Origin of the sequence: Microbacterium horticulturae (genome assembly GCF_029094505.1) — a bacterium.
Taxonomy (GTDB): Bacteria; Actinomycetota; Actinomycetes; order Actinomycetales; family Microbacteriaceae; genus Microbacterium; species Microbacterium horticulturae.
This window is the reverse complement of sequence record NZ_CP119108.1, coordinates 2241622-2265686: the sequence shown is the minus strand read 5'-3', so window position 1 is coordinate 2265686 and position 24065 is coordinate 2241622. Positions and strand designations below refer to the sequence as shown.

The following is a 24065-nucleotide window of genomic DNA, read 5'->3' as shown; positions in this document are numbered from 1 at the left end:
GGGAGTGAGAGATGGGATTCCTCGACTACGCACCCGCGCCTGAATCGCGCGGCATCCTGCACCTGAAAGACGCGTACGGGCTGTTCATCGACGGCGAGTTCGTCGACGGCACCGGCGACTCGTTCACGACGATCTCACCTGCTGACGAGTCGCGCATCGCCGAGATAGCGAGCGCGTCGGACGCCGACGTCGACGCGGCCGTGGCCGCTGCGCGTCGTGCGCACACCAAGGTCTGGGCCAAGATGAGCGGCCGTGACCGCGGCAAGTACCTGTTCCGCATCGCCCGGCTCGTGCAGGAGCGGGCCCGCGAGCTCGCGGTCGCCGAGAGTCTCGACAACGGCAAGCCGATCAAGGAGAGCCGCGACGTGGACGTGCCGCTGGTGGCGGCCTGGTTCTTCTATTACGGGGGGTGGGCCGACAAGCTCGACTATGCCGGCCTCGGGGCCGACCCGCACTCCCTGGGGGTCGCCGGTCAGATCATCCCGTGGAACTTCCCGCTGCTCATGCTCGCGTGGAAGATCGCGCCGGCGCTGGCCAGCGGCAACACCGTGGTCCTCAAGCCCGCCGAGACCACCCCGCTGTCGGCGCTGATCTTCGCCGAGATCCTGCAGCAGGCAGAACTGCCGCCGGGCGTGGTCAACATCGTCACCGGCGCCGGTTCCACCGGGGCGGCCCTGGTACGGCATCCCGACGTCGACAAGATCGCCTTCACCGGCTCGACCGGGGTCGGGCGCGAGATCGCACGCACCCTCGCCGGCACCGGCACATCGCTGACGCTCGAGCTCGGCGGCAAGGCCGCGAACATCGTCTTCGACGACGCGCCGATCGACCAGGCGATCGAGGGGATCGTGAACGGCATCTTCTTCAACCAGGGGCATGTCTGCTGTGCGGGCAGCCGGCTGCTCGTGCAGGAGTCGATCCACGACGAGGTCATCGACCGGCTGAAGAACCGCCTGTCGACGCTGCGGCTGGGCGACCCGCTCGACAAGAACACCGACATCGGGGCGATAAACTCCGCCGAGCAGCTGCAACGCATCCGCACGCTCAGCGACGTCGGCGAGGCCGAAGGCGCCGAGCGCTGGACGGCCGACTGCGTCATCCCCGACAAGGGGTTCTGGTTCGCCCCCACGGTGTTCACGGGTGTCGAGGCATCCCATCGCATCGCCCGCGAAGAGGTCTTCGGGCCGGTGCTCTCGGTGCTCACCTTCCGCACGCCCGCCGAGGCGATCGCGAAGGCGAACAACACCCCGTACGGACTGTCGGCGGGCATCTGGAGCGACAAGGGCTCGCGCATCCTCGCCGTGGCCGACAAGCTGCGTGCAGGCGTGGTGTGGGCCAACACCTTCAACCGGTTCGACCCGGCCTCGCCGTTCGGCGGCTACAAGGAATCGGGCTACGGCCGCGAGGGCGGCCGGCACGGGCTGTCTGCGTATCTGAAGCCCGCCGGCACGGCGCCGAGAGCCGTCGCCGCGACGCCGACCCGCAAGGAGGTGGCCCGATGAGCGCCCGACTCACCGTCCCCAAGACCTACAAGCTCGCGATCGGCGGAAAGTTCCCGCGCAGCGAATCGGGCCGCACCTACGAGGTGCGCTCCGCGAAGGGCGACTTCCTCGCGAATGCGGCTCTGGCCTCGCGCAAAGACGCCCGCGACGCCGTGCGGGCGAGCCGCTCGGCCGTGTCGGGCTGGGCAGGGGCCACCGCGTACAACCGCGGGCAGGTGCTCTATCGGGTCGCTGAGCTGCTCGAGGGGCGCCGCGCGCAGTTCGTCGACGAGATCGTGGCGCAAGAAGGCGTGACGGCGGCGGTGGCCGGAGCACAGGTGGATGCCGCGACCGACCTCTGGGTCTGGTACGCCGGCTGGTGCGACAAGTACGCGCAGGTCGCCGGGGGGCTGAACCCCGTCGCAGGCGCGTACTTCAACATCTCCGCACCCGAGCCGACCGGTGTCGTCGCGATCATCGCGCCGCAGAACAGCGCGCTGCTCGGACTCACGGCCACCGTTGCGCCCGCTCTGGTGGCCGGTAACACCGTTGTGGTCGTCGCCAGTGAGCGGTATCCGCTGTCGGCCATCAGCCTCGCCGAGGTTCTCGCCACCAGCGATGTGCCCGGCGGTGTCGTCAACGTGCTGACCGGATCGGCTGCTGAGCTTGCGCCGCATCTGGCCGACCACGCCGACGTCAACGCCCTCGATCTGGCCGGCGCGGGAGATATCGACTGGGTCGACCTGCAGATGCGGGCGGCCGAGACGCTCAAGCGCGTGCTTGTGCCGGCCGAACCGGTGCCCTCGCCGCAGCGCATCGCCGCCTTCACCGAGGTGAAGACGGTCTGGCATCCCAAGAGCGTTCTCTGACCGCGCGCGCCGCGTGATGCTCCGGGAGCGTCAGTCGTCATGCGGCGGCAGATTGCGGATGCCGGCGAAGGAGATCGCACCCCCGACGGCCAGCAGCGCGGCGGTGAAGACGACGGTGCGGTGAAAGCCCGCGAGGTCGAGCGCGCCGCCCGCTATGACGCCCAGAAGCGCCACCATGATCAAGCCCGCGACACGCGCGACGGCGTTGTTGACCGCCGAGGCGATGCCCGAACGCGCCGGGTCGATGGCCCCGAGGACGGCCGCGGTCAGCGGCGCCACCGTCAGCGTCAGCCCGATTCCGAACAGGATGACCGAGGGCAGCACCTGGGTCCAGTAGTCGAAGTCGTCGCGCACGGTCAGCAGCAGCGCGACACCGACCGCCATCACCAGCGGCCCGATCGTCATGAACAACCGGGGGCCGCTCTTGCCGGCCCAGGTGCCCACCTTCGCGCTGAACAGGATCATGATGACCGTCGAGGGCAGGCTCGCAAGCCCTGCCAGGGTCGCGGGCAACCCGGCGCCCTGCTGCAGGTACACGCCCAGCGCGAGCCCGTTCAAGCCCAGCGCGCCGTAGACGAACCACGTGGCCAGGTTGCCCGCCCAGAAGTTTCGCACCCGGAACAGGCTGAGCGGCATCATCGGCGCGCGGGCGAATCGCTGCCGCACGATGAAGCCGGCAAGGCACACGAGGCCGCAGGTCAGCGGGATCCAGATCGCGGGCGACGACCAGCCCAGCCGCTCCTGCTCGATGAGGGCGAACACGGTGCCCGCCAGCCCCGCGGTGCACAGCGCGGCACCCGTCCAGTCCACGGTCGCACCGGGCTCGCGTGCGTCGCGCTGATGCAGGGTCGCCAGCAGCCACAGCGTGACGGCGATCGGCAGCACGTTGATGAGGAACACCAGTCGCCACGACACGAGATCGACGAAGACGCCGCCGAGCACCGGCCCCACGAGCATGGCGGCCGTGGTCGCGCCGGTCCAGGTGCCGATCGCGCGTGACTGCGCGGGCCCGCGGAACGTCGAGGTGATCAGGGCCAGCGAGCTGGGGACCAGCAGTGCGCCGGCGATGCCCTGCACGCCTCGCGCGATCACCAGGAAGAGAGGATCGGGTGCGGCAGCGATGGCGAGCGAGGCGACGCCGAAACCGATGAGCCCCGCCCGCAGCACGACGATCCGACCGAAGACGTCGCTCAGCGATCCCGCGACGAGGATGAGCGAGCCCAGCGTGATGAGATACGCATCGACCACCCACTGCTGGGTGACCAGGCCCCCGCCGAGCTCGCGCTGAATGGCCGGCAGCGCGACGTTGACGACCGTGCCGTCGAGAAAGGAGACGAACGACGCCAGGATCGCGATCAGCAGCACCCGTCGCTGCCGGCGATCCGTGGCATCCACCTTCTCGTCTTCCACGATCCACACCCTAGACCCGAAATACCCCCAGGGGGTATATGGTTGAGGGTATCGACACCCGCTGAATCGGAGGAACCATGAGCACCACCACGTATCGCGTCGAAGGCATGACCTGCAACCACTGCGTGCAGGCGGTGACCCGCGAGGTCTCGGCTCTGCCGGGCGTGGACGAAGCGGTCGTCGATCTGCAGGCACGGACGCTCGCTGTCAGCGGCGACGCGGCTGAGGCGGCTGTCGCCGCGGCGGTCGAAGAGGCGGGCTATGCGCTCGCCGCGCAGGCGTCATGACCCGCGAAGCGACCCTCGACATCGAAGGAATGACGTGCGCGAGCTGTGTCGCCCGCGTCGAGAAGCGGCTGCGGTCGGTCGAGGGCGTAAGCGCAGCGGTGAACCTCGCCACCGAGTCGGCGAAGGTCAGCTTCCCCGAGGGTGTCGATGAGCAGCGGCTCGTCGAGGCCGTCCGGCAGGCGGGCTACGACGCGCGCCTCCGTGTGCCCGACAACCACTCCGGACACCACCACGACGTCGAAGATGCACCCGGCGCGACGACGCTGCGCACGCGCCTGATCGGCAGCGCGATCCTGGCGCTGCCGGTGGTCGTGCTCGGGATGGTGCCGGCCTGGCAGTTCCCCGGCTGGCAGTGGGTATCGCTCGTGCTGGCCACGCCGATCGTGCTGTGGGGCGGTTGGCCGTTCCACCGCGCGACGTTCGCGAACCTGCGGCACGGCGCCATGACGATGGACACCCTGATCACCCTGGGCACCGGTGCCGCCTACCTGTGGAGCGTGTGGGCGCTCGTGTTCGGCACGGCCGGCATGATCGGCATGCGCCACGGCTTCTCACTGCTGCCCGACGGCACGCCCGCGAGCTCCATGGTCTACTTCGAGGTAGCGTCGGCGGTCACGGTCTTCCTGTTGCTGGGGCGCTTCATCGAGCAGCGCTCGAAGCGGCGCGCGGGCAGTGCTCTGCACGCGCTGCTCGCCCTCGGCGCCAAGGACGTCGAGCTCGCCGACGGCGCCCGTGTGCCGATCGAGCGACTGCGCACCGGCGACGTGTTCGTCACGCGCCCGGGCGAGACGGTCGCGACAGACGGTGTGGTGCGAAAGGGCGCGGCATCCATCGATCAGAGCATGCTCACCGGTGAATCCGTCCCGGTGGATGTGACGGAGGGGGATGCCGCCACCGGCGGCACCATCGTCGCCGACGGGCGCCTGCTGATCGAGGCGACCTCGGTCGGCGACGACACGCGTCTGGCGAAGATGGCGCGTCTGGTCGAAGACGCCCAGACCGGCAAGAGCCGGGTGCAGCGGCTTGCCGACCGCATCTCGGCGGTGTTCGTTCCCGTCGTGATCGCGCTGGCCGTTCTGACCCTGCTGGCGTGGCTCGTCGCCGGGCAGCCGGTGGCCGCCGGCTTCACGGCGGCGGTCGCCGTGCTGATCATCGCGTGCCCGTGCGCCCTGGGCCTGGCGACCCCGATCGCGGTCCTCGTCGGTACCGGGCGCGGCGCGCAGCTGGGCATCCTCATCACCGGCCCGGAATCGCTCGAGCAGACCGAGAAGATCGACACGGTCGTGCTCGACAAGACCGGCACGGTCACCAGCGGCCGGATGACGCTCGTCGACGTGGCCGTGGCATCCCACAGCCGCCGTGACGCGGCGCTGGCGCTCATCGCCGCGGTCGAGGCCGGGTCCGAGCACCCGGTGGCGCGTGCGATCGTGGACGCGGCCGATGCCGTCCCCGCGGTGGATGCCTTCCGCAGCCACGCCGGACACGGCGTGACCGGGGACGTCGACGGCAGGCAGGTGTTCGCCGGGCGCCCGTCGTTCGCGGCTGCGCAGGGCGCGACGGTGCCGGACGAGCTCGCCGACGCGGTGACCCGCGCCGAGCAGCGCGGTACCGCCGTGGTGGCGGGGTGGGCCGAGCCGGGAGAGCGGCCGCGGGTGCGAGCCGTGCTCACCGTGGCTGACACCGTGCGGCCCACGAGCGCCGACGCGATAGCGCGCCTGCGCACGCTCGGGCTGCGCGCCGTGCTGCTCACCGGCGACAACGCCACCGTGGCCGCGGCCGTGGGCGCCGAGGTCGGCATCGACGACGTCATAGCCGGCGTCGTGCCCGAGCAGAAGGTCGCCGAGATCGCCCGGCTGCAGCAGGAAGGGCACCGCGTCGCGATGGTGGGCGACGGGGTGAACGATGCCGCAGCGCTGGCCACAGCCGATCTGGGCATCGCGATGGGCGGCGGCACCGACGCGGCCATGCATGCGAGTGACATCACGCTCGTGCGCAGCGACCTGGGCGCTGCGGTCGACGCCGTTCGGCTCAGCCGACGCACGATGGGCGTCATCCGCGGCAACCTCTTCTGGGCGTTCGCGTACAACGTGGCAGCGATCCCGCTGGCCGCGTTCGGGCTCCTCAATCCGATGATCTCGGGTGCCGCGATGGCGTTCTCCAGCGTGTTCGTGGTGCTCAACAGCCTGCGGCTGCGCCGCGCGCCGTGACGTCGGTGCGCGAAATCTCCGCGCGGATGCCGTAGAATACCCAGCGGGGGAGCGGCACGCGCAGAAGCGTGATGTTCGCCGCCGCCCCAGCTCCGCAGGCTTCGCCTTCCCGTCGCGGAGCCCGCACGAACCACCGGTCTCCGGCGACACCGCAGCAGCCGGTCACTCACGCTCAGGAGGAGCATGCCGACCACGGCACCCGCGCAGACGCGCCGCCGCTCGTCGTCCGCACGTCGCGACGACGAGGCACCCATCATCCCCATCCTCGCCCGCAAGGTCCGCGAGGTCGAAGCCAAAGCCCAACGCGGCAAGCTCGGCCCCACGAACCGGGTGAAGTTCCAGGTCATCGCCTTCCTGGTGCGCGAAGAGCGTGCCCGGGTCAAGAGCGACACCGAGCTCGCCGACGCATCGCGCGCCGAGCTGCTCAAGCGCCTTGACGGCGTCGCGACGATCCTCGCCAAGACGGCGGCGCGCGACACCTCGCTCATCCAATTGCTCGAGGTCGACCAGGCGACGTCGCCGGTCGCCAAGCGCATGCGCCGCGACTGGCTGCTCGAGTCGGGCGCGGAGCTCGCGCCCGACGAGCTCATCATCACCGATGTCGCTCCGGTCGTCGCCGCGGCGCCCGTCGTGCCCGCCGCACTCGCCGAGCGCCAGGTGGTGCCGCCGCAGATCGAGGCGCGCCGTGAGTCGCACCCGTTCCTGGCCCCCGACCTGCTCCTGCACGCGCCGAACGCGACGCCGCGCCGGCGCCTCGACAGCTGGGAGCTCATGGGGCCCCTGTACAAGGCGTTCGAGTCGGGCGCCGGCGGGGGAGCGGCCACAATGGAGCTGCCCGAGGTTCCCGAGTTCGACCGGCTCTCGCCGCGCGGACGCGAGATCATGCCGCACCAGTCGCGGTTCCTCGAGGCCGTGCGCGACGGTCATCGCACCTTCCTGCTGGCCGACGAGCCGGGCCTGGGCAAGACCGCCGAATCGGTGCTCGCGGCATCCGTCGCCGATGCCTACCCGCTGCTGGCCGTCGTTCCCAACGTCGTCAAGATGAACTGGGCGCGTGAGGTCGAACGGTGGACGCCCCAGCGGCGCGCCACGGTCATCTCCGGTGACGGCGAAGACGTCGACGCCTTCGCCGACGTCTTCATCATCAACTATGAGATCCTCGACCGGCACCTCTCCTGGCTGAGCACGCTCGGATTGAAGGGCCTGGTCGTCGACGAGGCGCACTTCATCAAGAACCTGACCTCGCAGCGATCGCAGAACGTGCTGGCGCTGGCCGCGAGCATCCGCGAGCAGATCAGCGACCCGCTGCTGCTCGCGCTGACCGGAACGCCGCTGATCAACGACGTCGAGGACTTCGACGCCATCTGGCGCTTCCTGGGATGGACGAACGGTGCCAAGCCGGGCACCGAGCTCATGGAGAAGCTCGACGCCACCGGGCTCACGCCCGCCGACAAGGCGTTCTACCCCGAGGCCCGCGACGCGGTGATCTCGATGGGCATCGTGCGGCGCAAGAAGAAGGATGTCGCCGCCGACCTGCCCGACAAGCTCATCGCCGACCTGCCGGTCGAGCTGGATGACGAGTTCGGGCGTTCCATCCGTCAGGCCGAGCAGGAGCTCGGCGAACGCCTGGCCGCCCGCTACCGCCGGATCATCGAGGCGCGCGGCGACCGGGGACTGGCCCCCGGCGAGATCGACGACGACATCGTGCGTCTGGTCGCACAGAACGAGCTCGACGAGTCGAAGGCCGCAGGCACGGGCAGCGAGAACGTGTTCACGATGGTGCGGCGCATCGGCCAGGCCAAGGCCCAGCTCGCGGCCGACTACGCCGTGCAGCTGCACCGCTCGGTGGGCAAGGTGGTCTTCTTCGCCAAGCACATCGACGTGATGGATGCCGCAGAGGCCCACTTCGCGGCATCCGGCGTCAGATACGTCTCGGTGCGCGGCGAGCAGTCCACGCCCGCGCGCCAGGAGGCCATCGACGCGTTCAACAACGACCCCGATGTCGGCTTCGCCGTCTGCTCGTTGACCGCCGCCGGAGTCGGGCTGAACATGCAGGCAGCATCCAACGTCGTGCTCGCCGAGCTCAGCTGGACCGCCGCCGAGCAGACGCAGGCCATCGACCGCGTCCACCGCATCGGCCAGGACGAGCCGGTCACCGCGTGGCGGATCATCGCCGCGCACACGATCGACACCAAGATCGCCGAACTGATCGACTCCAAGCAGGGCCTGGCGGCCCGCGCGCTGGACGGCGAGGTCGTCGAGCCGGGCTCGAGCGACTCGGTGCAGCTGTCGGCGCTCATGCACCTGACCCGGCAGGCTCTGGGCGGCCACTGAGGCGCCCTGCCCGCCGTGTGGCAGGGCGCGGCCGGCGGCAGTAGTGTCGTGGATGGCGACGTTGCCGGCATCCCTCCCCCTCAAAGCAAGGACCTGCGCATGAAGATCGGCATCCTGACCAGTGGCGGCGACTGCCCCGGACTGAACGCGGTCATCCGCGGTGTGGTGCTCAAGGGCACGACCGCGTACGACATGGAGTTCGTGGGCATCCGCGATGGATGGCGCGGCGTCGTCGACGCAGACTTCTTCCCACTGACGCGACACGATGTGAAGGGCCTGTCGAAGGTCGGGGGCACGATCCTGGGCACCAGTCGGACCAACCCCTACGACGGTCCGCGGGGCGGCGCCGAGAACATCGCCAAGACGCTGTACGGCCATCGCATCGACGGCATCATCGCCATCGGCGGCGAGGGGACGCTGGCGGCGGCCAACCGTCTGGCGAACGACGGCATCAACGTGCTGGGCGTGCCCAAGACGATCGACAACGACCTGCGTGCGACCGATTACTCGTTCGGCTTCGACACGGCCGTGAACATCGCGACCGAGGCCATGGACCGGCTGCGCACGACCGGCGACTCGCACCAGCGCTGCATGGTGGCCGAGGTCATGGGGCGCCACGTCGGCTGGATCGCCCTGCACGCGGGCATGGCCGCCGGCGCACACGCGATCTGCATCCCTGAGGTGCCGATGTCGATCGACGAGATCTGCGACCTGGTGTCCAAGGCCCACGACCGCGGCCGCGCGCCGCTGGTCGTCGTCTCCGAGGGCTTCACTCTCACCGGTATGACCGAGGCGTACAGCGACAAGGGACTCGACGCCTTCAACCGCCCGCGGCTGGGCGGCATCGGCGACGTGATAGCGCCCGAGATCGAGCGCATCACCGGCATCGAGACGCGCGCGACGGTGCTGGGCCACATCCAGCGCGGCGGCTCGCCGTCGGCGTTCGACCGGGTGCTGGCCACCCGACTGGGTCTGCACGCTGCCGATGCGATCGTCGAAGGCGCATGGGGGCAGATGGTCGCTATGCGCGGCACCGACATCGTGCGCGTCTCGTTCGACGAAGCCCTCGGCGAGCTCAACACCGTGCCGCAGTACCGCTACGACGAGGCCGCCGCGCTCTTCGGCTGACGCGGCGCGATCGCCGCAGTCGCCGGAACGGCCCGGCAGAACGTCGGTCAGCGCCGGCGACACGCCGAAACCGGCTGTCACAGCTTGTCAGGCGCCCGCCACCCCGAGCACGTCGAACAGCCAGGCGAGCTCGTAAGCGCGCTCGCGCCAGGCGTTGTAGCGCCCGCTCACGCCGCCGTGGCCGGCGACCATCTCGCACTTGAGGAGGGCGTCGGCTCCGGTCTCGCGGAGAGCCGCGACCCACTTCGCGGGCTCGACGTACAGCACGCGCGTGTCGTTGAGCGAGGTGACCGCGAGGATGCGCGGGTATGCGGCATCCTCCCGCACGTTCTCATACGGCGAGTACGACTGCATGTACGCGTACACGGCGGGGGAGTGCAGCGGGTCGCCCCACTCGTCCCACTCGATCACGGTGAGCGGCAGCGACGGGTCGAGGATCGACGTCAGCGCATCGACGAACGGCACATCGGCGAGAATGCCGGCGAACAGCTCGGGCCGCATGTTGGCGATGGCGCCCATCAGCAGGCCGCCGGCCGAGCCGCCCTCGGCCACGAGACGGTCGGGAGTCGTATAACCTGCGCCGATGAGATGCTCCGCACAGTCGAGGAAGTCGGTGAACGTGTTGCGCTTGCGCATCGTCTTGCCGTCCTCGTACCACTGCCGGCCCATCTCGCCGCCGCCGCGCACGTGCGCCACGGCGAACACCACGCCGCGGTCGAGCTCGCTCAGCCGCGCGACCGAGAAGCCGGGCTCGATGGAGTGCTCATACGAGCCGTAGCCGTACAGATGCAGCGGACGCGGTGCGTCGTCGGGGGCGCCGAACGAGCGCTTCCACACGAGCGAGATGGGTACCTGCACGCCGTCGTGCGCCGTCGCCCACACCCGAGCCTGGTCGTAATCGGCGGGGTCGTAACCGCCCAGCACGGGCTGGCGCTTGCGCAGCAGTTTCTCGCCGGTGGCCACGACGTAGTCGTACACCGTGCTGGGCGTGACGAACGACGTGTAGCCCAGGCGCAGCACCGGCGGTGCCCACTCCGGGTTGCCGGCCAGGCCGGCCGCATACAGCGGCTCGTCGAAGGCGAGCTCACCGATGGCACTGGTCGCATAGTCGAACATGCCCAGCCGCGCCAGGCCCTCGCGCCGGTACGCGATCACCGCGAAATCGCGGAACGTCGACAGGCCCAGCAGCCGGCGCCCCTGCTCGTGCGGCACGACGACGGTCGGCGACGCGTCGGGGGTGGATGCCGCGACCCGCACGAGCTCGAAATCCAGCGCGTTGCGGTTGTGCAGGATGTAGAGCACGTCCTCGCCGTCGACGACGGCATGGTCGCTGTCGTATTCGACCCCCTCCTCGCGCGGCCACACCACACGCGGCGCCGAGCGCAGGTCTGCGGCATCCACCAGCCATTCCTCGCTCGTGATCGACGAGCCGGCCGCGATCATCAGGTAGCGGTCGCTGCGGGTGAAGCCCGCGCCGAGCCAGTAGCGCTCGTCGGGCTCATGGAACAGCTGCACATCGTCGCCCACGGGGGTGCCGAGCTCGTGCAGCCACACCGTGTCGGGGCGCCAGGCGTCGTCGACGGTGAGATAGACGATGAAGCGGCCGTCGGGGGAGAAGGATGCCCCGGCCGACGTGTTCGGGATCTCATCGGGCAGGTTCTCACCGGTGCGCAGATCGCGCACCTTGAGCGTGTAGCGCTCGTCGCCTTCGACGTCGACGCCGTACAGCAGCAGTGTGCTGTCCTTCGAGACCTCGAAGCTGCCCAGGGAGAAGAACTCCTGGCCGTCGGCCTCGACGTTGCCGTCGAGGATGACCTGCTCGCCGTCGACTTCGGTGTCGGGCGACAGCTCGGGGGGCGTCCAGTCGTCGGGCGACGAGAGCGGCGCGCGGCAGTGGATGCCGTACTGCTTGCCCTCGAGCGTGCGGCCGTAGTACCACCAGTCGCCCTGCCGGATGGGGACCGACAGATCGGTCTCCTTCGTACGTCCTTTGATTTCGTTGAAGACGTTCTCGCGCAGGCCCGCGAGGTGCGCAGTGCGCTCCTCGGTATAGGCGTTCTCCGCGTTCAAATGGTCGATGACCTGAGGGTCTTCTTTGTCTCGCAACCACTCGTACGGGTCGATGAAAGTGTCGCCGTGATGCGTGCGCTCGATCGGGCGACGCGGGGTGACGGGAGCGAGTGGGGCTGCAGCGCGGCGAACATCGGTCACGCGACCACGTTAGTCGCCGGATCTGAGAGCCGGTGGTTCACACCGGCAGGGCGGGCATGAGAGGATTTCACCCGGGACCGGGCAGCCGGGCATCCCCAAGTCGTGAACACTTCGTTCGCATCGTCGGCTTCGCCGGCATCCCTCGATCCCTGACTCCGGAAAGCGAACGGTGGAAACCGCAGCCCTGATCGTCGTGCTGGTCATCGCGCTGGCTCTGTTCTTCGACTTCACCAACGGATTCCATGACACCGCGAACGCGATGGCGACGCCCATCGCGACAGGCGCGCTCAAGCCGAAAGTCGCGGTGGGCCTGGCCGCCGGCCTCAACCTCGTCGGCGCGTTCCTTTCGACGGAGGTGTCGAAGACCGTCTCCCACGGCCTCATTCGCGAAGACCAGATCAGCGCCAGCCATGTGGACTTCCTCCCGTTGATCTTCGCCGGCCTGGTGGGTGCCGTCGTCTGGAACATGCTCACCTGGCTGCTCGGCCTGCCCTCGAGCTCCTCGCACGCACTGTTCGGGGGGCTGGTCGGAGCGACCCTGGTCGGGTTCGGCCTCTCGGGTGTGGACTTCGGGGTGCTGCTGAGCAAGATCATCCTGCCGGCGCTGCTGTCTCCGCTCACCGCCGGGGTCATCGCGTTCCTCGTGACGCGCATGGCGTACGGGATGACCCGTCGCTACGACGGCAAGCCCGACGGCCGCAGCGGCTTCCGCTGGGGGCAGATCTTCACCTCGTCGATGGTCGCCCTCGCCCACGGCACGAACGATGCGCAGAAGACGATGGGCATCATCACTCTCGCGCTGATCATGGCCGGGTGGCAGGACAAAGACAACGCCGACCCCCACATCTGGGTGATCTTCGCCTGTGCGTTCACTATCGCACTGGGCACCTACCTCGGCGGCTGGCGCATCATCCGCACCCTCGGCAAGGGACTCACCGACGTCAAGCCGGCGCAGGGCTTCTCCGCCGAGACGTCGACGGCAGCCACGATCCTCGCCTCCAGCGCCCTCGGCTTCGCGCTGTCGACCACGCAGGTCGCATCCGGATCGGTGATCGGATCGGGCCTGGGCCGACGCGGCTCGAAGGTGCGTTGGGGCACGGCCGGCAAGATCGCCATCGGCTGGCTGCTGACGCTCCCGGCGGCAGGTCTCGTGGGGGCATTCGCCGCCCTCATCGTTCGCTGGCTGCCCACCTGGGGTCTGCTGGTGGATGCCGTCATCGCCCTCGTGGTGATCATCGCGCTGTTCCTGCGATCGCGTCGTGACGCCGTCACCGCGGCAAACGCGATGAGCGACGTCGCCGAGTCGGGGCGCGCGATCAAGGTCAAGAAGAACCCGCCGCCCACGCGCCGGCAGCGCGCGATCATTCGTGAGCAGGAGCGACTGAAGGCCGAGGAGAAGGCCCGCCGCAAGGCCGAGGAGCGCGAGCGCGAGCGCCGCCGTGCCGATGAGGAGGCACGCCGCAAAGCCGAGAAGAAGGCCAAGGCCAAGGCCGACGCGAAGAAGAGCTCCGACGAGAAGAAGAAGTCGGACGCCAAGAAGAAGGCCGACGCCAAGAAGAAATCTGCGAACGGCGACGGCAAGAAGAAGGATGCTCCGGGCGCGAAGAAGCCCGAGGGCAAGAAGGCCGAAGCCGGGAAGGGCGGCAAATGAGTCTCGACATCGATTGGTTGGCGTTCATCCGCGTGTTCGTCGTGGCACTCATCGGCGCCGTGCTCGTGGTCGGCTTCTATGCGGCCGGGCTGCGCATGCTCGTGCGCGCGGGGCGGGTGCCGGTGGTGGCACCGGCGGAGTTCACCGATGCGATCACGGTGATCAGCCCGAAGCAGGCGGCCAAGGCCGAGAAGGCCGCGGCGAAGGCGGCGAAGAAGAGTCCGCTCACCCAGGGACAGAAGACCCTTGCACTGTTCGCCGCCTATGGATCCTTCGGCCTGTGTGCGCTGGCCGTGCTCGGCGGCATCCTGCTGATCGTCCTGCACTGACTGCACAGCGGTGGGGGACCCCCTCGTTAGGGTGGGGACATGGATGCCGCTCCCGTCCAGTTCGGATCGCATGAGCCCGCCCGGCGGGTGATCGTGCATGTCAGCGACACGCACTTCCTCGCGGGCAACAGGCCGCTCGGCGGCGCCTACGACACCGCCGGCAATCTCGAGCGCACGCTCGTCGCGATAGAGGCGCTCGCCGTCCATCCCGACGCCATCGTCTTCACCGGCGACCTCACCGACCTCGGCGAGCCCGCGGCATATGCCGCGCTGAAGGCGGCGGTCGAGCCGGTGGCGCACCGGCTGGGCGCCCAATTGGTGTGGGTGGCGGGCAATCACGACGAGCGGCCCGAACTGCATCGTGACCTGCTCGGCGAGCAGCCGAGCCAAGAGCCGGTGACGGCCGTCTACGACCTGCGCGGTCTGCGCCTGGTCGCGCTCGACACCTCGGTGCCCGGCTGGCACCACGGCGACCTCGACGAGGCCCAGCTCGCATGGCTGCGCGAGGTGCTGGCCGAGCCAGCGCCACTGGGGACGGTCCTCGCTCTGCACCACCCGCCGCTGCCCAGCCATCTGCCGCTGTTCGACATCCTCGAGCTGCGGCATCAAGACGCGCTGGCGGAGGTGGTCCGCGGCAGCGATGTCCGCAGCATCCTGGCCGGCCATCTGCACTATTCCACCCACGGCATGTTCGCCGGTGTCGACGTGAGCGTGGCGGCCGCCACGTGCTACACCATGAACCTCGCGCGTCCCGCCGCACGGGTGAACGGAATGGATGCCGCGCAGTCGTTCCACCTCGTGCACGTGTACGACGACACGATCACGCACGCGGTGGTGCCGGTGGTCGAGGCGCCGACCGCCGACTTCTTCGATGAGGCGTGGCTTGCGCGCATGGCCGCGCTCACTCCCCGGGAGCGACACGAGGCGTTCTCTCGCAAACCTCTCCGGTGAGCATACGTCGCGTCCAATCGAGCGAATCGCCTCGCCACCACGTACAGAATGGGCGGGGGAGTGGGCGAGTAGGCTCGAGAACACCACCGATCCGTCGTGACCCACAAGGACGCACAATGGCCGCAACGTCGCGCACCCGCACCGAGACCGACTCGCTCGGCTCCCTCGAAATCCCCGCCGATGCCTACTGGGGCATCCATACCGAACGGGCTCTGGAGAACTTCCCGATCGCGAAACGGCCGATCTCGGTCTACAGCGATTTCGTGCGAGCGCTGGCCATGGTCAAGCAGGCCTCGGCCCGGGCGAATGCCGAGATCGGCGTGCTCTCGCACGACAAGGCCGACCTCATCGACCGCGCGTCGCAGCTCGTGATCGACGGCAAGTACCACGACCAGTTCGTCGTGGGCGTCATTCAGGGCGGCGCCGGCACCTCCACCAACATGAACGCGAATGAGGTCATCACCAACGTCGCGCTCGAGCTGGCCGGGCGGGAGAAGGGCGACTACGCGTTCCTGGCCCCGATCGACGACACCAACCGCAGCCAGTCGACGAACGACGTGTATCCGACGGCCATCAAGATCGGCCTGTCACTCGTGCTGCGCACCCTGCTCGACGAGCTCGATCTGCTGCGCAAGAGCTTCCTGAACAAGGCCGTCGAGTTCCACGACGTGCTCAAGGTCGGCCGCACGCAGCTGCAGGACGCCGTGCCGATGACGCTGGGGCAGGAGTTCCACGGCTTCGCCACGACACTGGGCGAAGACCTGCAGCGCCTCACGGAGAACGCGAGTCTGCTCACCGAGATAAACATGGGCGCCACCGCCATCGGCACCGGCATCACGACGCACCCCGGCTACGCTCGCTCGGTGCTGCGTCACCTGCGCGAGATCTCCGGCGTCGACCTGTCGACGGCGTCCGACCTCGTCGAGGCGACGAGTGACACCGGCTCGTTCATGTCGTTCTCCTCGTCGCTGAAGCGCAACGCGATCAAGCTCTCGAAGATCTGCAACGATCTGCGTCTGCTCTCCAGCGGCCCGCAGGCGGGCCTCGGCGAGATCAATCTGCCGGCCCGCGCGGCCGGCTCGTCGATCATGCCGGGCAAGGTCAACCCGATCATCCCCGAGGTCGTGAACCAGGTGGCCTTCTCGGTCGTCGGCGCCGACATGACCGTCACCATGGCGGTCGAGGGCGGCCAGCTGCAGCTCAACGCGTTCGAGCCGGTGATCGCCCACTCGATCTTCCAGTCGATCACGTGGATGCGGCAGGCCATGTGGACGCTGCGCGTCAACTGCGTCGACGGCATCACCGCGAACCGTGAGCGGCTGGGCGCGATGGTCGGCTCGTCGGTGGGCGTCGTGACCGCGCTGACGCCGTTCCTCGGGTACGCCGCGTCAGCGGCACTCGCCAAGACCGCCCTGCTCACGCACCGCAACATCGCCGACCTGGTCGTCGAGGCGGGCCTCATGACACGCGAAGAGGTGTCCAAGCAGCTTTCGCCGGCGCGCTTGTCGGGGCTGGAGACGATGACGGCGGCGATCCCGGTGGTCCAGGCCGCCGAGAATGTCGTGGTCGACGAGAACGTCTGATCGGCGACACGACGTCTCGGGGGCTGTCGGTGCGAAGCCGCGGCCGATAGCGTGGGGGACGAATCTGTCCCGTACCGGAGGTACTCCATGTCCGACCCGCAGAACCCCGAGCAGCCGCAGCAGCCCGGCCAGTCCGGCCAGCCGCAGCAGCCCGAGCAGCCGCCGACAGCGCCTCCCGCTCCTGAGCCGCCCGCGTACGCGCAGGCGCCGACAGCCGGTGAGGCTCCGTACGGTCAGGCGCCGGCATACGGCGCCGGCTACCCTCAGGCGCCCGCCTACGGCCAGCCCGCGCCGTCGACGACCTACCCCGGCAAGACGATGGGAATCGTCGCCTTCATCCTCTCGCTGGTCGGACTTGTCACCAGCGGGCTGGGAGCGCTGATCGGCTTGATCCTCGGCATCGTCGCGCTGTCGCAGAGCAAGAAGGCCGGCCAGAAGAACGGTCTGGCGCTCGCCGCGATCATCATCGGCGCGATTGTGCTCGTGCTGACGATCATCGGCCTGATCGTCCTCTTCTCCTTCCTCGCGGCGGTGGCCGGGGCGGCACAGCAGTGCGTCACCGATCCGAACACGGTCGTGCAGGTGTGGGGCTTCTCGTTCCCCTGCGCGTCGAGCTCGTACTGACACGGTGAACGTGAAGGGGCGGCGGAGTGATCCGCCGCCCCTTCACGTTCACTTCTTCAGTCCAGGATGCGGCAGTGCGTGGTCAGCTCGCCGATTCCGTCGATGCCGACCGTGACGGTCGACCGGTCGCGCAGGAAGATCTGCGGCTCGCGCGAGTAACCCGCGCCGCCGGGGGATCCGGTCGAGATGAGCGTGCCGGGCAAGAGGGTGATCGACTGCGAGAGGTGCGCGACCAGCGTGCTCACCGGCCGGATCATCTGCTCGGTCGAGGCGTCCTGCACCGTGTGCCCGTCCACGATCGTCCAGATGTGCAGGTCCTGCGGATCGGGCACCTCGTCGGCGGTGACGACGAACGGGCCGGTCGGGGTGAACCCGTCGAACGACTTGCAGCGGCACCACTGCGCTTCGGAGAACTGGATGTCGCGGGCCGTGATGTCGTTGACGACGGTGTATCCCCAGACATGGTCGAGGGCGTCATCGGCCGCGACGTTCCGTGCCGGCGTGCCGATGATGACGCCGAGCTCGGCCTCGTAGTCGACCGACTCGCTGAGTGCGCGCGGCCACGATGTCGTCGCGTCGTGTCCCGACAGCGAGTTCGGCCACAGCGTGAACACGGTGGGCGCGGTGTCGGCCTTCAACGCGAGCTCGCTCGCGTGCGCCGCGTAGTTCAGACCGATCGCCAGCACGACCGGGGGTGCGAGGACCGCCGAGGCGAAGCCGAGGCCGTCGAGAGGATGCCCCGTCCCGGCGGCGTCTGCGGCATCCCGCACCCGGTCCAACAGATCGTCTCCGCCGGCGATGAGCTGCTCGAGCGTCGCCGGGCCGTCGTCGACCAGATCGGGTACCAGGTGCGCTCCGCCGCCCGTGACCGCCGCCAGTGTCGGTTCGGGGCGACCAGGGGCGAGAACGTGGGCAAAGCGCATCCTTCGAGGCTACCGCCCGCTGCTGAGAGCACGTCAGGCCACGGCCCGATGGCACGCATCAGCGTCCCCGTATGCTGATCGTCATGTCGTATCCCTCCCCGCTCGCGCGCGGTTATGACGGCGCGCCGACACCGACCGCACCGGCTCCTGCGCCGGCGCCTGCCGCGCTGCCGACGCTGCCGACGTTGCCGTCGAAGGGGCGGCGTGCGTTGCCTTGGCTGTTCGGCGTGCTGGTGGTCGTGCTGCTGGGCGTGGCGGCGTACTTTCTGGAGGCTCTCGGGCCCGCGGCATCCATCATCGGTCTGATCATCGCGCTGCTCCCGCTGACGGCCGTCCTGCTGGCGGTGCGCCTCATCGACCGGTGGGAGCCCGAACCGCGCAGCCTCGTGATCTTCGCCGTCGCGTGGGGGGCGATCGCCGCCGTCGCCATCGCCCTCGGCGTCGATCTGCTTCTGACGCTCCTGTTCGGCAGTGCCGACACCCCCGCGCGGGAGGCGGTGCAGGCTGTCGTGCAGGCGCCGATCGTGGAGGAGTTCGCAAAGGGACTGGGTGTCTTCCTCGTCTTCGCCACCGCGCGGCGGGCATTCGACGGCCCGGTCGACGGCGTCGTCTACGGGGCACTGGTGGCAGCGGGGTTCGCCTTCACCGAGAACATCCAGTACTTCGCGGTCAGCATGATCGAGGGTGGCGCGGGCCAGCTGACGATGACGTTCTTCCTCCGGGGCATCCTCTCGCCGTTCGCGCACGTCATGTTCACGAGCGTGACCGGCTTCGCGCTGGGGCTGGCGGCTCGCCGTGGCCACAGCACCGGCGCGGCGATCGGACCGTGGTTCGTCGGGATGGCAGGGGCGGCGATGCTGCACGGGCTGTGGAACGGCTCGGCGCAGTTCTTCGACTTCTTCGCGCTGTATGCCACCTTGCAGGTGCCGCTGTTCGTGCTGTTCATCGTCGGCATCGTCCTGCTGCTCCGCGAGGAACGGAGGCTGACGGCCGAGCGGCTGGGCGAGTACGCGGCGGCGGGCTGGTTCACGCCGCAGGAAGTCACGATGCTGGCCACCCGACGCGGTCGCCGTTCGGCACTGGAATGGTCGCGTACCCTGCGCGGGGATCGCACCGGCGTCATGAAGGGGTTCATCCGGGATGCCACGACGCTCGCCACGGTGCGGCAGCGCATCGTGAGCGGGCGCGACAAGAACGCGGCCTCGGACGAGAGCACGCTGCTGGCCCGCACGATCGCCGCACGGCGCGCGCTGTTCCCGCCCTGATGCTTGACGGGTCCGGGAGGGAGTGTCATCCTGGTGACAGATCAACTCAGCGCTCGGTAGACACGCAGGCATCGCCGCGGCACCGGGCGCTGAGTCTTTGCCCTGGGCTCGTTCTCTGCTCGGCTTCTGCGTTGACCGCTCGGGTCGCGTCGGGTTGGATGGAAGACATGACTGACAACCGCACGAAGCCCGAGATCGACGCCCCTGAGGGGCCCGCGCCGTCCGACCTCGTCATCCGCGACCTGATCGTCGGGGACGGCGCCGAGGCGCAGCCCGGCGACACCGTCACCGTGCACTACCTGGGCGTCGAGTACGAGACCGGTGAGGAGTTCGACTCGTCGTGGAACCGCGGTGAATCCATCCAGTTCCCGTTGCGCGGCCTCATCCAGGGCTGGCAAGACGGCATCCCGGGCATGAAGGTCGGTGGCCGCCGCGAGCTGGTCATCCCGCCGCATCTGGCCTACGGCCCGGCGGGCGGTCATTTCTTGGGCGGTAAGACGCTCATCTTCGTCATCGACCTCATCGACGTCGCGTAGCAGCACGCAGGAGTGTCGGGGGATGCCGCGGGCTGCGGCATCCCCTCCTTTTTTAATTCATGGGAATAGACCTCGCCCGCGGACCGTTTCATCACTCGTACGCGTCCGAAAGGACGCCCCGCACACCCCCATCAGAAGGATCGACAAATGACAGACACCACGACCGCCACCCCCGAGATCGCCGGTTACAAGGCGGGCACCTGGGTGCTCGACGCCGCCCACAGCGACGTGCAGTTCACCGTCCGCCACATGATGATCTCCAAGGTGCGCGGCACCTTCGGTGTGAAGAGCGCCACGATCATCGCGCCGGAGAACCCGTTCGACGCGAAGATCGAGGCGACCGTCGACGTGACGTCGGTCAACACGCGTGACGAGGGCCGCGACACGCACCTGCGCTCCGCGGACTTCTTCGACGCCGAGACCTACCCGACGATGGAGTTCCACTCCACCGGCGTGCGCCTCGAGGGTGGCAAGTTCCTCGTCGACGGCGAGCTGACCCTGCACGGTGTCACCAAGCCCGTCACCTTCGATGTCGACTTCGGCGGCTTCGGCCAGGACCCCTTCGGCAACTACAAGGCCGGCGCGACCGCCACGACGGTCATCAACCGTGAGGACTTCGGCCTGACCTGGAACGCCGCGCTCGAGACCGGCGGCGTGCTCGTCGGCAAGGACGTCACCATCGAGCTCGATCTGCAGGGTTCGCTCCAGCAGGACTGAGTCTGTTTCTTCGGAGGAGTGGATGCTGTGGCATCCACCCCTCCGTCGTTTCCGTCGTTGTGCGGGTCAGGGCTCCGGGTGCAGGGCGTCGTACGCGCGGAACCTCGGGTGCATCCGCACCAGCAGAGCGACGAGGCCCATGATGATGACGCCGCCCAGCAGCGGAGGGAACCACAGGGCCGTGACGGTCGCGAGGGCTCCGGCGTAGAGGGCGCCCACGCGCGGTCCGCCCGCGACCACGACGATGAAGATGCCCTGCAACCGCCCGCGGATCGCGTCGGGCACGGCGGACTGCATCATCGTCGAGCGGTAGATGGCGCTGACGTTGTCGGCTGCGCCCGAGATCGCGAGCATGAGCGCGCCGACGGCGATCAGGGCGACGTTGGCGGAGTGCTCGCCGAGATCGGCCGGCGCGAACCAGCCGAGGGCCGCCGCTCCCAGCACGAGTCCGAACGCGAGGATCGCCGCCCCGTACACGATGACGGCGCGCTCGATGCCCAGGCCGTGGCGGCGCACGCGCCCGACCGGGCCGGAGAACAGGCTCGAGCCGAATGCGCCCACGGCGACCGCCGCGGTGAGCACGCCGGTGGTGATGGCGCCGCCGCCGAGCAGCACCGCGCCGATCGCGGGGAAGAGCGTGAGCGGCTGACCGAATGTCATCGCCGTGATGTCGACGAGGTACTGCACGCGGATGTTCGACGCGCGCTTGAGGAACCGCCAGCCGTCCTTGAGCGATTCGAGTCCGGGGCGCACGATAGTGCCCTCCGGGCGGATCGAGGGCAGGGTCCACAGGCCGAGGAACAGCGACGTCATCATGATGACGTCGATCGTGTACGTCCAGCCGTAGCCCGACACCGCGACCAGCACGCCGGCCAACGCAGGGCCGGCCATGATCATGAGACCGCTGGAAATGCCGCCCAGCGCTGAGGCAGCCGGCAGCAGCTCGATCGGGATCAGCCGCGGCACGATGGCCGAGCGTGCGGCCTGCACGATCGAGTTGGCCGCGGAATTCACGATCGACAGCGCGTACAGCCACCACTGGTTCTCCCAGCCGCCCCAGGTGAGGACGGCCAGCAGCAGGGTGGAGGCGAAGGTGACGGATGCCGCAAGCAGCGCGACGACGCGGCGGTCGAAGGCGTCGGCGAGCATCCCGCCGTACAGGCCCGCGATGATCATGGGCACAAGGCCGGCGACGGCGATCATCGACACCGCGAAGGTGTCGTGCGTGATGGCGTACATCTGCAGCATCACCGCGACGATCGTGAGCTGGCCGCCCAAGCCCGAGAGGGTCGAGCCGATCCACAGGCGGGCGAACGCGGGGGACGTGGTCAGCGGACGCAGGTCGATGAAATGCTCACGCGAGAGCCTCGCCATCACCGGAGTGTCCACATCGCGCGTCGCACGAGAAGAGATTACTCGTCGATCTCGATCCGCTTGATCCGCGCCGTGTGGCCGCGCACGATGCGCACGGCGCGGGGTGCGACGCCGAAATGCGCGGCCAGCGTGCGCTCGACGCCTGCGTTGGCCGCGCCGTCGACGGCGCGCTCGCGGACGTACGCCACGAGACCGTCGGCGCGGGGCGGATGCCGGGCGGTGGCATTGTGAGGGGGATGGTGGTTCGTGCACCGTGGGTGAACGACACCCGAACCCATACGAAAATACGAATGATCATTGTTCACGATGCCGATGGTGTTTTGTCTCGGGGGGAACGCCGTGAGCACCGAAAACAGGTGAGAGTCATCAAACCCGCCCTTGTAATACGTACGCATGTTCGATACTATGGGGGTATCGGTTCATCCAGGGAAGGAGGCTCATCGTGTCACTGTCGACGGGTGTGGCTCCGGTTCTGTCTGAGGTGGATGAACTGCTGGATTCTCTGGTGTCCTCGCGGGCGGCTGCGGGGCGGGCGTTTGCGGCGGAGATGTTCTTCTTCGCCCGAGTCGCGGATCTGGTGCGGCGGCGTGAGGCCGAGCGTGCGGCCCGGGGTGGGCGTGAGGGTGCGGTGGTGGATGCGTCGCAGTTGGCGATGCGGGAGTTGTTCGCGGAGTTGGCGGCGGGGCTGCGTCTGAGCGAGTGGCAGGTGGCGCGGAAGGTGTCGCAGGCGTCCACGCTGACGGGGTCGTTCTATGAGACGTTGTGTGATGCCAGTGGCGGTGAGTTCTCCGGGGAGCACGCGATCCTGATCGCGGAGGCCGGTGTGCAGATCGCCGATGAGGGTGTGCGGTGCCAGTTCGAGGCGGTTGCGCGGGATATGGCCCGGGAGATGACGCCGGCGCAGTTGAAGGCCGCCCTTTCGGGCCTGGTGGTCCGGTTGGATCCGGAAGGGACCCAGCAGCGGGTGCGGGAGGCTGTGGCGCGGCGGAAGGTGTCGGTGCGGGAGGTGGAGCCTGGTCTTGCCCGGATCACCGCGGACGTCCCGACCGCCGAGGGTGTGGGTGTGGTGGCCCGGCTGCGGGAAGCGGCGACCGTGCTGTTCGCGCAGAACCAGGCCGAGAAGACGGAGCACGACGCGGGCACCGCGGCGACGCAGTCCGGCGCTGACGCCGAGTCCGGTGCTGCCGGACCTGCGGCAGCCAGACCCGCCGGAACCGGCGACGCTGATATCGTCGCCGCCGATGCGGAGACCGAGCGCGCGGCCGCCGGTACCGGCACCGGTGCCGGCTCCGAGCGCGCGGCCGGTTCCGAGGCCGCGGGCGGCAACGCCGGCAACGTCGGCAACGCCGAGGCCGGTGCTGATTCTGGCGGGGCGGAGGCCCCGGTGTTCGATGGGCGGTCGGTGGCGCAGATCATGGCGGACATGTTCTGCGATCTGCTGCTGGCCGCCCCGTTCACCGGGCACGGGGCCGATGATCAGGCGCGGGATGCGCTCTCCGCGATCCGCCCGGAGGTGCAGGTCACCATCCCGGCCGAGGTGATCACCGGTGCCCGGGTGGGCGGCGCGGTCGTCGACGGGTTCGGGCCGATCGACGACGACACGGCCAGGCGGCTGGCGGGTGGGTGTGCGATGTGGAGCCGGGTGTTCACCGACCCGGTCACCGGGGTCCCGGTCTGTGTGGACCGGTACCGGCCCTCCAAGAAGCAGAAACGATTCCTGCAGGCCCGAGACCGGCAATGCCGGTTCCCCGGATGCCGCAGACGTGCGCAAAAATGTGACATCGACCACACGATCCCGCACGCCGCGGGCGGCCCGACATGCCTGTGCAACCTGGAGCATTTCTGCAAACGCCATCACACCGTCAAACACGACACCGCCTGGGAGGTCGAACAACTCTCCGGCGGGGTGCTGATCTTCACCTCGCCCACGAAACGCACGTACGTGACAAGACCGCCAGGCACCGTCAGATTCGAGATCGCCGCCCTGATCGACCCCGACCCCCACGACCGGCACACGATCGCGGCGCAATACGCGAACGACCCCGCACCCTTCTGACCGAAGGCGGTGCGGGTGGCGCCCCTGCGTATTCGTCAAGTGGGCAAAGCGTAGAGGACGTCGGAGCGGTGCTGGCCATCGTCGGCGGCGGGTACAGCGAGTATGTGAGCTCCGGGAGCAGCTCGCGTG

The 24065-nt window shown here is 69.1% G+C and carries 20 protein-coding genes; 15 read left to right on the top strand and 5 right to left on the bottom strand.

Annotated elements, in window-relative coordinates; all coding sequences use genetic code 11:
* Positions 1-11: 11 nt before the first annotated feature.
* Positions 12-1502, top strand: coding sequence for an aldehyde dehydrogenase family protein (locus PU630_RS10950; protein WP_275277103.1), 1491 nt, complete (start codon positions 12-14; stop codon positions 1500-1502).
* Positions 1499-2350, top strand: a complete 852-nt coding sequence (locus PU630_RS10945; protein WP_275277102.1) for an aldehyde dehydrogenase family protein — start codon at positions 1499-1501, stop codon at positions 2348-2350. Before PU630_RS10950 ends, PU630_RS10945 begins: the two co-directional genes overlap by 4 nt.
* Positions 2351-2380: 30 nt before the next feature.
* Here PU630_RS10945 and PU630_RS10940 read toward each other — a convergent pair whose 3' ends face one another.
* The gene (locus tag PU630_RS10940; protein ID WP_275277101.1) at positions 2381-3760 is read right to left on the bottom strand and encodes an MFS transporter; all 1380 of its coding nucleotides are present in this window, start codon (positions 3758-3760) and stop codon (positions 2381-2383) included.
* Between the two features lie 77 nt (positions 3761-3837).
* Here PU630_RS10940 and PU630_RS10935 point away from each other — a divergent pair, with 77 nt between their 5' ends.
* From PU630_RS10935 to PU630_RS10920, 4 genes are all read left to right on the top strand, one after another.
* Positions 3838-4047 carry a heavy-metal-associated domain-containing protein gene (locus PU630_RS10935; RefSeq protein ID WP_275277100.1) on the top strand — a complete coding sequence of 70 codons (210 nt, stop codon included), beginning with the start codon at positions 3838-3840 and terminating at the stop codon, positions 4045-4047.
* Positions 4044-6254 carry a heavy metal translocating P-type ATPase gene (locus tag PU630_RS10930; RefSeq protein WP_275277099.1) on the top strand — a complete coding sequence of 737 codons (2211 nt, stop codon included), beginning with the start codon at positions 4044-4046 and terminating at the stop codon, positions 6252-6254. The genes PU630_RS10935 and PU630_RS10930 overlap by 4 nt, the downstream gene beginning before the upstream one ends.
* 183 nt (positions 6255-6437) lie before the next feature.
* On the top strand, positions 6438-8588 hold the full coding sequence (locus PU630_RS10925) for a DEAD/DEAH box helicase (RefSeq protein ID WP_275277098.1): 2151 nt from the start codon (positions 6438-6440) through the stop codon (positions 8586-8588).
* A 99-nt stretch (positions 8589-8687) separates the two neighbouring features.
* On the top strand, positions 8688-9716 hold the full coding sequence (locus PU630_RS10920) for an ATP-dependent 6-phosphofructokinase (RefSeq protein ID WP_275277097.1): 1029 nt from the start codon (positions 8688-8690) through the stop codon (positions 9714-9716).
* Positions 9717-9803: 87 nt separating this feature from the next.
* Here the strand turns inward: PU630_RS10920 and PU630_RS10915 are convergent, their stop codons facing one another.
* Positions 9804-11927, bottom strand: coding sequence for a S9 family peptidase (locus PU630_RS10915; protein ID WP_275277096.1), 2124 nt, complete (start codon positions 11925-11927; stop codon positions 9804-9806).
* Between the two features lie 169 nt (positions 11928-12096).
* Here PU630_RS10915 and PU630_RS10910 point away from each other — a divergent pair, with 169 nt between their 5' ends.
* The 5 genes from PU630_RS10910 to PU630_RS10890 all read left to right on the top strand — a co-directional run bounded on the left by PU630_RS10910 (position 12097) and on the right by PU630_RS10890 (position 17065).
* Positions 12097-13578 carry an inorganic phosphate transporter gene (locus PU630_RS10910; protein WP_275277095.1) on the top strand — a complete coding sequence of 494 codons (1482 nt, stop codon included), beginning with the start codon at positions 12097-12099 and terminating at the stop codon, positions 13576-13578.
* Positions 13575-13907: a peptidase gene (locus PU630_RS10905; RefSeq protein ID WP_275277094.1), complete on the top strand. Its 333-nt coding sequence runs from the start codon at positions 13575-13577 to the stop codon at positions 13905-13907. The genes PU630_RS10910 and PU630_RS10905 overlap by 4 nt, the downstream gene beginning before the upstream one ends.
* A 39-nt stretch (positions 13908-13946) precedes the next feature.
* Positions 13947-14858, top strand: coding sequence for a metallophosphoesterase (locus PU630_RS10900; RefSeq protein WP_275277093.1), 912 nt, complete (start codon positions 13947-13949; stop codon positions 14856-14858).
* 116 nt (positions 14859-14974) lie between these two features.
* Positions 14975-16441: an aspartate ammonia-lyase gene (locus PU630_RS10895; RefSeq protein WP_275277092.1), complete on the top strand. Its 1467-nt coding sequence runs from the start codon at positions 14975-14977 to the stop codon at positions 16439-16441.
* Between the two features lie 87 nt (positions 16442-16528).
* Positions 16529-17065 carry a DUF4190 domain-containing protein gene (locus PU630_RS10890; RefSeq protein ID WP_275277091.1) on the top strand — a complete coding sequence of 179 codons (537 nt, stop codon included), beginning with the start codon at positions 16529-16531 and terminating at the stop codon, positions 17063-17065.
* 56 nt (positions 17066-17121) lie between these two features.
* On the opposite strand, the gene PU630_RS10885 is transcribed toward PU630_RS10890, so the two are convergent.
* Complete coding sequence (locus PU630_RS10885) at positions 17122-17988, bottom strand: fumarylacetoacetate hydrolase family protein (protein ID WP_275277090.1); 867 nt, start codon at positions 17986-17988, stop codon at positions 17122-17124.
* 83 nt (positions 17989-18071) lie between these two features.
* On the opposite strand from PU630_RS10885, the gene PU630_RS10880 reads away from it, so the two are divergent.
* The 3 genes from PU630_RS10880 (at position 18072) to PU630_RS10870 (ending at position 20506) form a co-directional block, all read left to right on the top strand.
* Positions 18072-19253: a PrsW family intramembrane metalloprotease gene (locus PU630_RS10880; RefSeq protein ID WP_275277089.1), complete on the top strand. Its 1182-nt coding sequence runs from the start codon at positions 18072-18074 to the stop codon at positions 19251-19253.
* Positions 19254-19420: 167 nt separating this feature from the next.
* On the top strand, positions 19421-19789 hold the full coding sequence (locus tag PU630_RS10875) for an FKBP-type peptidyl-prolyl cis-trans isomerase (RefSeq protein WP_275277088.1): 369 nt from the start codon (positions 19421-19423) through the stop codon (positions 19787-19789).
* A 147-nt stretch (positions 19790-19936) separates the two neighbouring features.
* Complete coding sequence (locus PU630_RS10870; protein ID WP_275277087.1) at positions 19937-20506, top strand: YceI family protein; 570 nt, start codon at positions 19937-19939, stop codon at positions 20504-20506.
* Between the two features lie 66 nt (positions 20507-20572).
* Here the strand turns inward: PU630_RS10870 and PU630_RS10865 are convergent, their stop codons facing one another.
* Both PU630_RS10865 and PU630_RS10860 read right to left on the bottom strand, forming a co-directional pair.
* Positions 20573-21880 carry an MFS transporter gene (locus tag PU630_RS10865; RefSeq protein ID WP_275277086.1) on the bottom strand — a complete coding sequence of 436 codons (1308 nt, stop codon included), beginning with the start codon at positions 21878-21880 and terminating at the stop codon, positions 20573-20575.
* 38 nt (positions 21881-21918) lie between these two features.
* On the bottom strand, positions 21919-22068 hold the full coding sequence (locus tag PU630_RS10860) for a DUF167 domain-containing protein (protein WP_275277085.1): 150 nt from the start codon (positions 22066-22068) through the stop codon (positions 21919-21921).
* A 254-nt stretch (positions 22069-22322) separates the two neighbouring features.
* Here PU630_RS10860 and PU630_RS10855 point away from each other — a divergent pair, with 254 nt between their 5' ends.
* Positions 22323-23936, top strand: a complete 1614-nt coding sequence (locus tag PU630_RS10855; protein ID WP_275277084.1) for an HNH endonuclease signature motif containing protein — start codon at positions 22323-22325, stop codon at positions 23934-23936.
* Positions 23937-24065: the final 129 nt, after the last annotated feature.

Bases quoted from the DNA above. Each gene is read 5' to 3' on its own strand.
- PU630_RS10935 (WP_275277100.1), top strand. From the start codon at position 3,838: ATGAGCACCACCACGTATCGCGTCGAAGGCATGACCTGCAACCACTGC.
- PU630_RS10920 (WP_275277097.1), top strand. From the start codon at position 8,688: ATGAAGATCGGCATCCTGACCAGTGGCGGCGACTGCCCCGGACTGAAC.
- PU630_RS10930 (WP_275277099.1), top strand. From the start codon at position 4,044: ATGACCCGCGAAGCGACCCTCGACATCGAAGGAATGACGTGCGCGAGC.
- PU630_RS10945 (WP_275277102.1), top strand. From the start codon at position 1,499: ATGAGCGCCCGACTCACCGTCCCCAAGACCTACAAGCTCGCGATCGGC.
- PU630_RS10950 (WP_275277103.1), top strand. From the start codon at position 12: ATGGGATTCCTCGACTACGCACCCGCGCCTGAATCGCGCGGCATCCTG.
- PU630_RS10880 (WP_275277089.1), top strand. From the start codon at position 18,072: ATGTCGTATCCCTCCCCGCTCGCGCGCGGTTATGACGGCGCGCCGACA.
- PU630_RS10885 (WP_275277090.1), bottom strand. From the start codon at position 17,988: ATGCGCTTTGCCCACGTTCTCGCCCCTGGTCGCCCCGAACCGACACTG.
- PU630_RS10870 (WP_275277087.1), top strand. From the start codon at position 19,937: ATGACAGACACCACGACCGCCACCCCCGAGATCGCCGGTTACAAGGCG.
- PU630_RS10900 (WP_275277093.1), top strand. From the start codon at position 13,947: ATGGATGCCGCTCCCGTCCAGTTCGGATCGCATGAGCCCGCCCGGCGG.
- PU630_RS10890 (WP_275277091.1), top strand. From the start codon at position 16,529: ATGTCCGACCCGCAGAACCCCGAGCAGCCGCAGCAGCCCGGCCAGTCC.
- PU630_RS10895 (WP_275277092.1), top strand. From the start codon at position 14,975: ATGGCCGCAACGTCGCGCACCCGCACCGAGACCGACTCGCTCGGCTCC.
- PU630_RS10925 (WP_275277098.1), top strand. From the start codon at position 6,438: ATGCCGACCACGGCACCCGCGCAGACGCGCCGCCGCTCGTCGTCCGCA.
- PU630_RS10905 (WP_275277094.1), top strand. From the start codon at position 13,575: ATGAGTCTCGACATCGATTGGTTGGCGTTCATCCGCGTGTTCGTCGTG.
- PU630_RS10875 (WP_275277088.1), top strand. From the start codon at position 19,421: ATGACTGACAACCGCACGAAGCCCGAGATCGACGCCCCTGAGGGGCCC.
- PU630_RS10865 (WP_275277086.1), bottom strand. From the start codon at position 21,880: ATGGCGAGGCTCTCGCGTGAGCATTTCATCGACCTGCGTCCGCTGACC.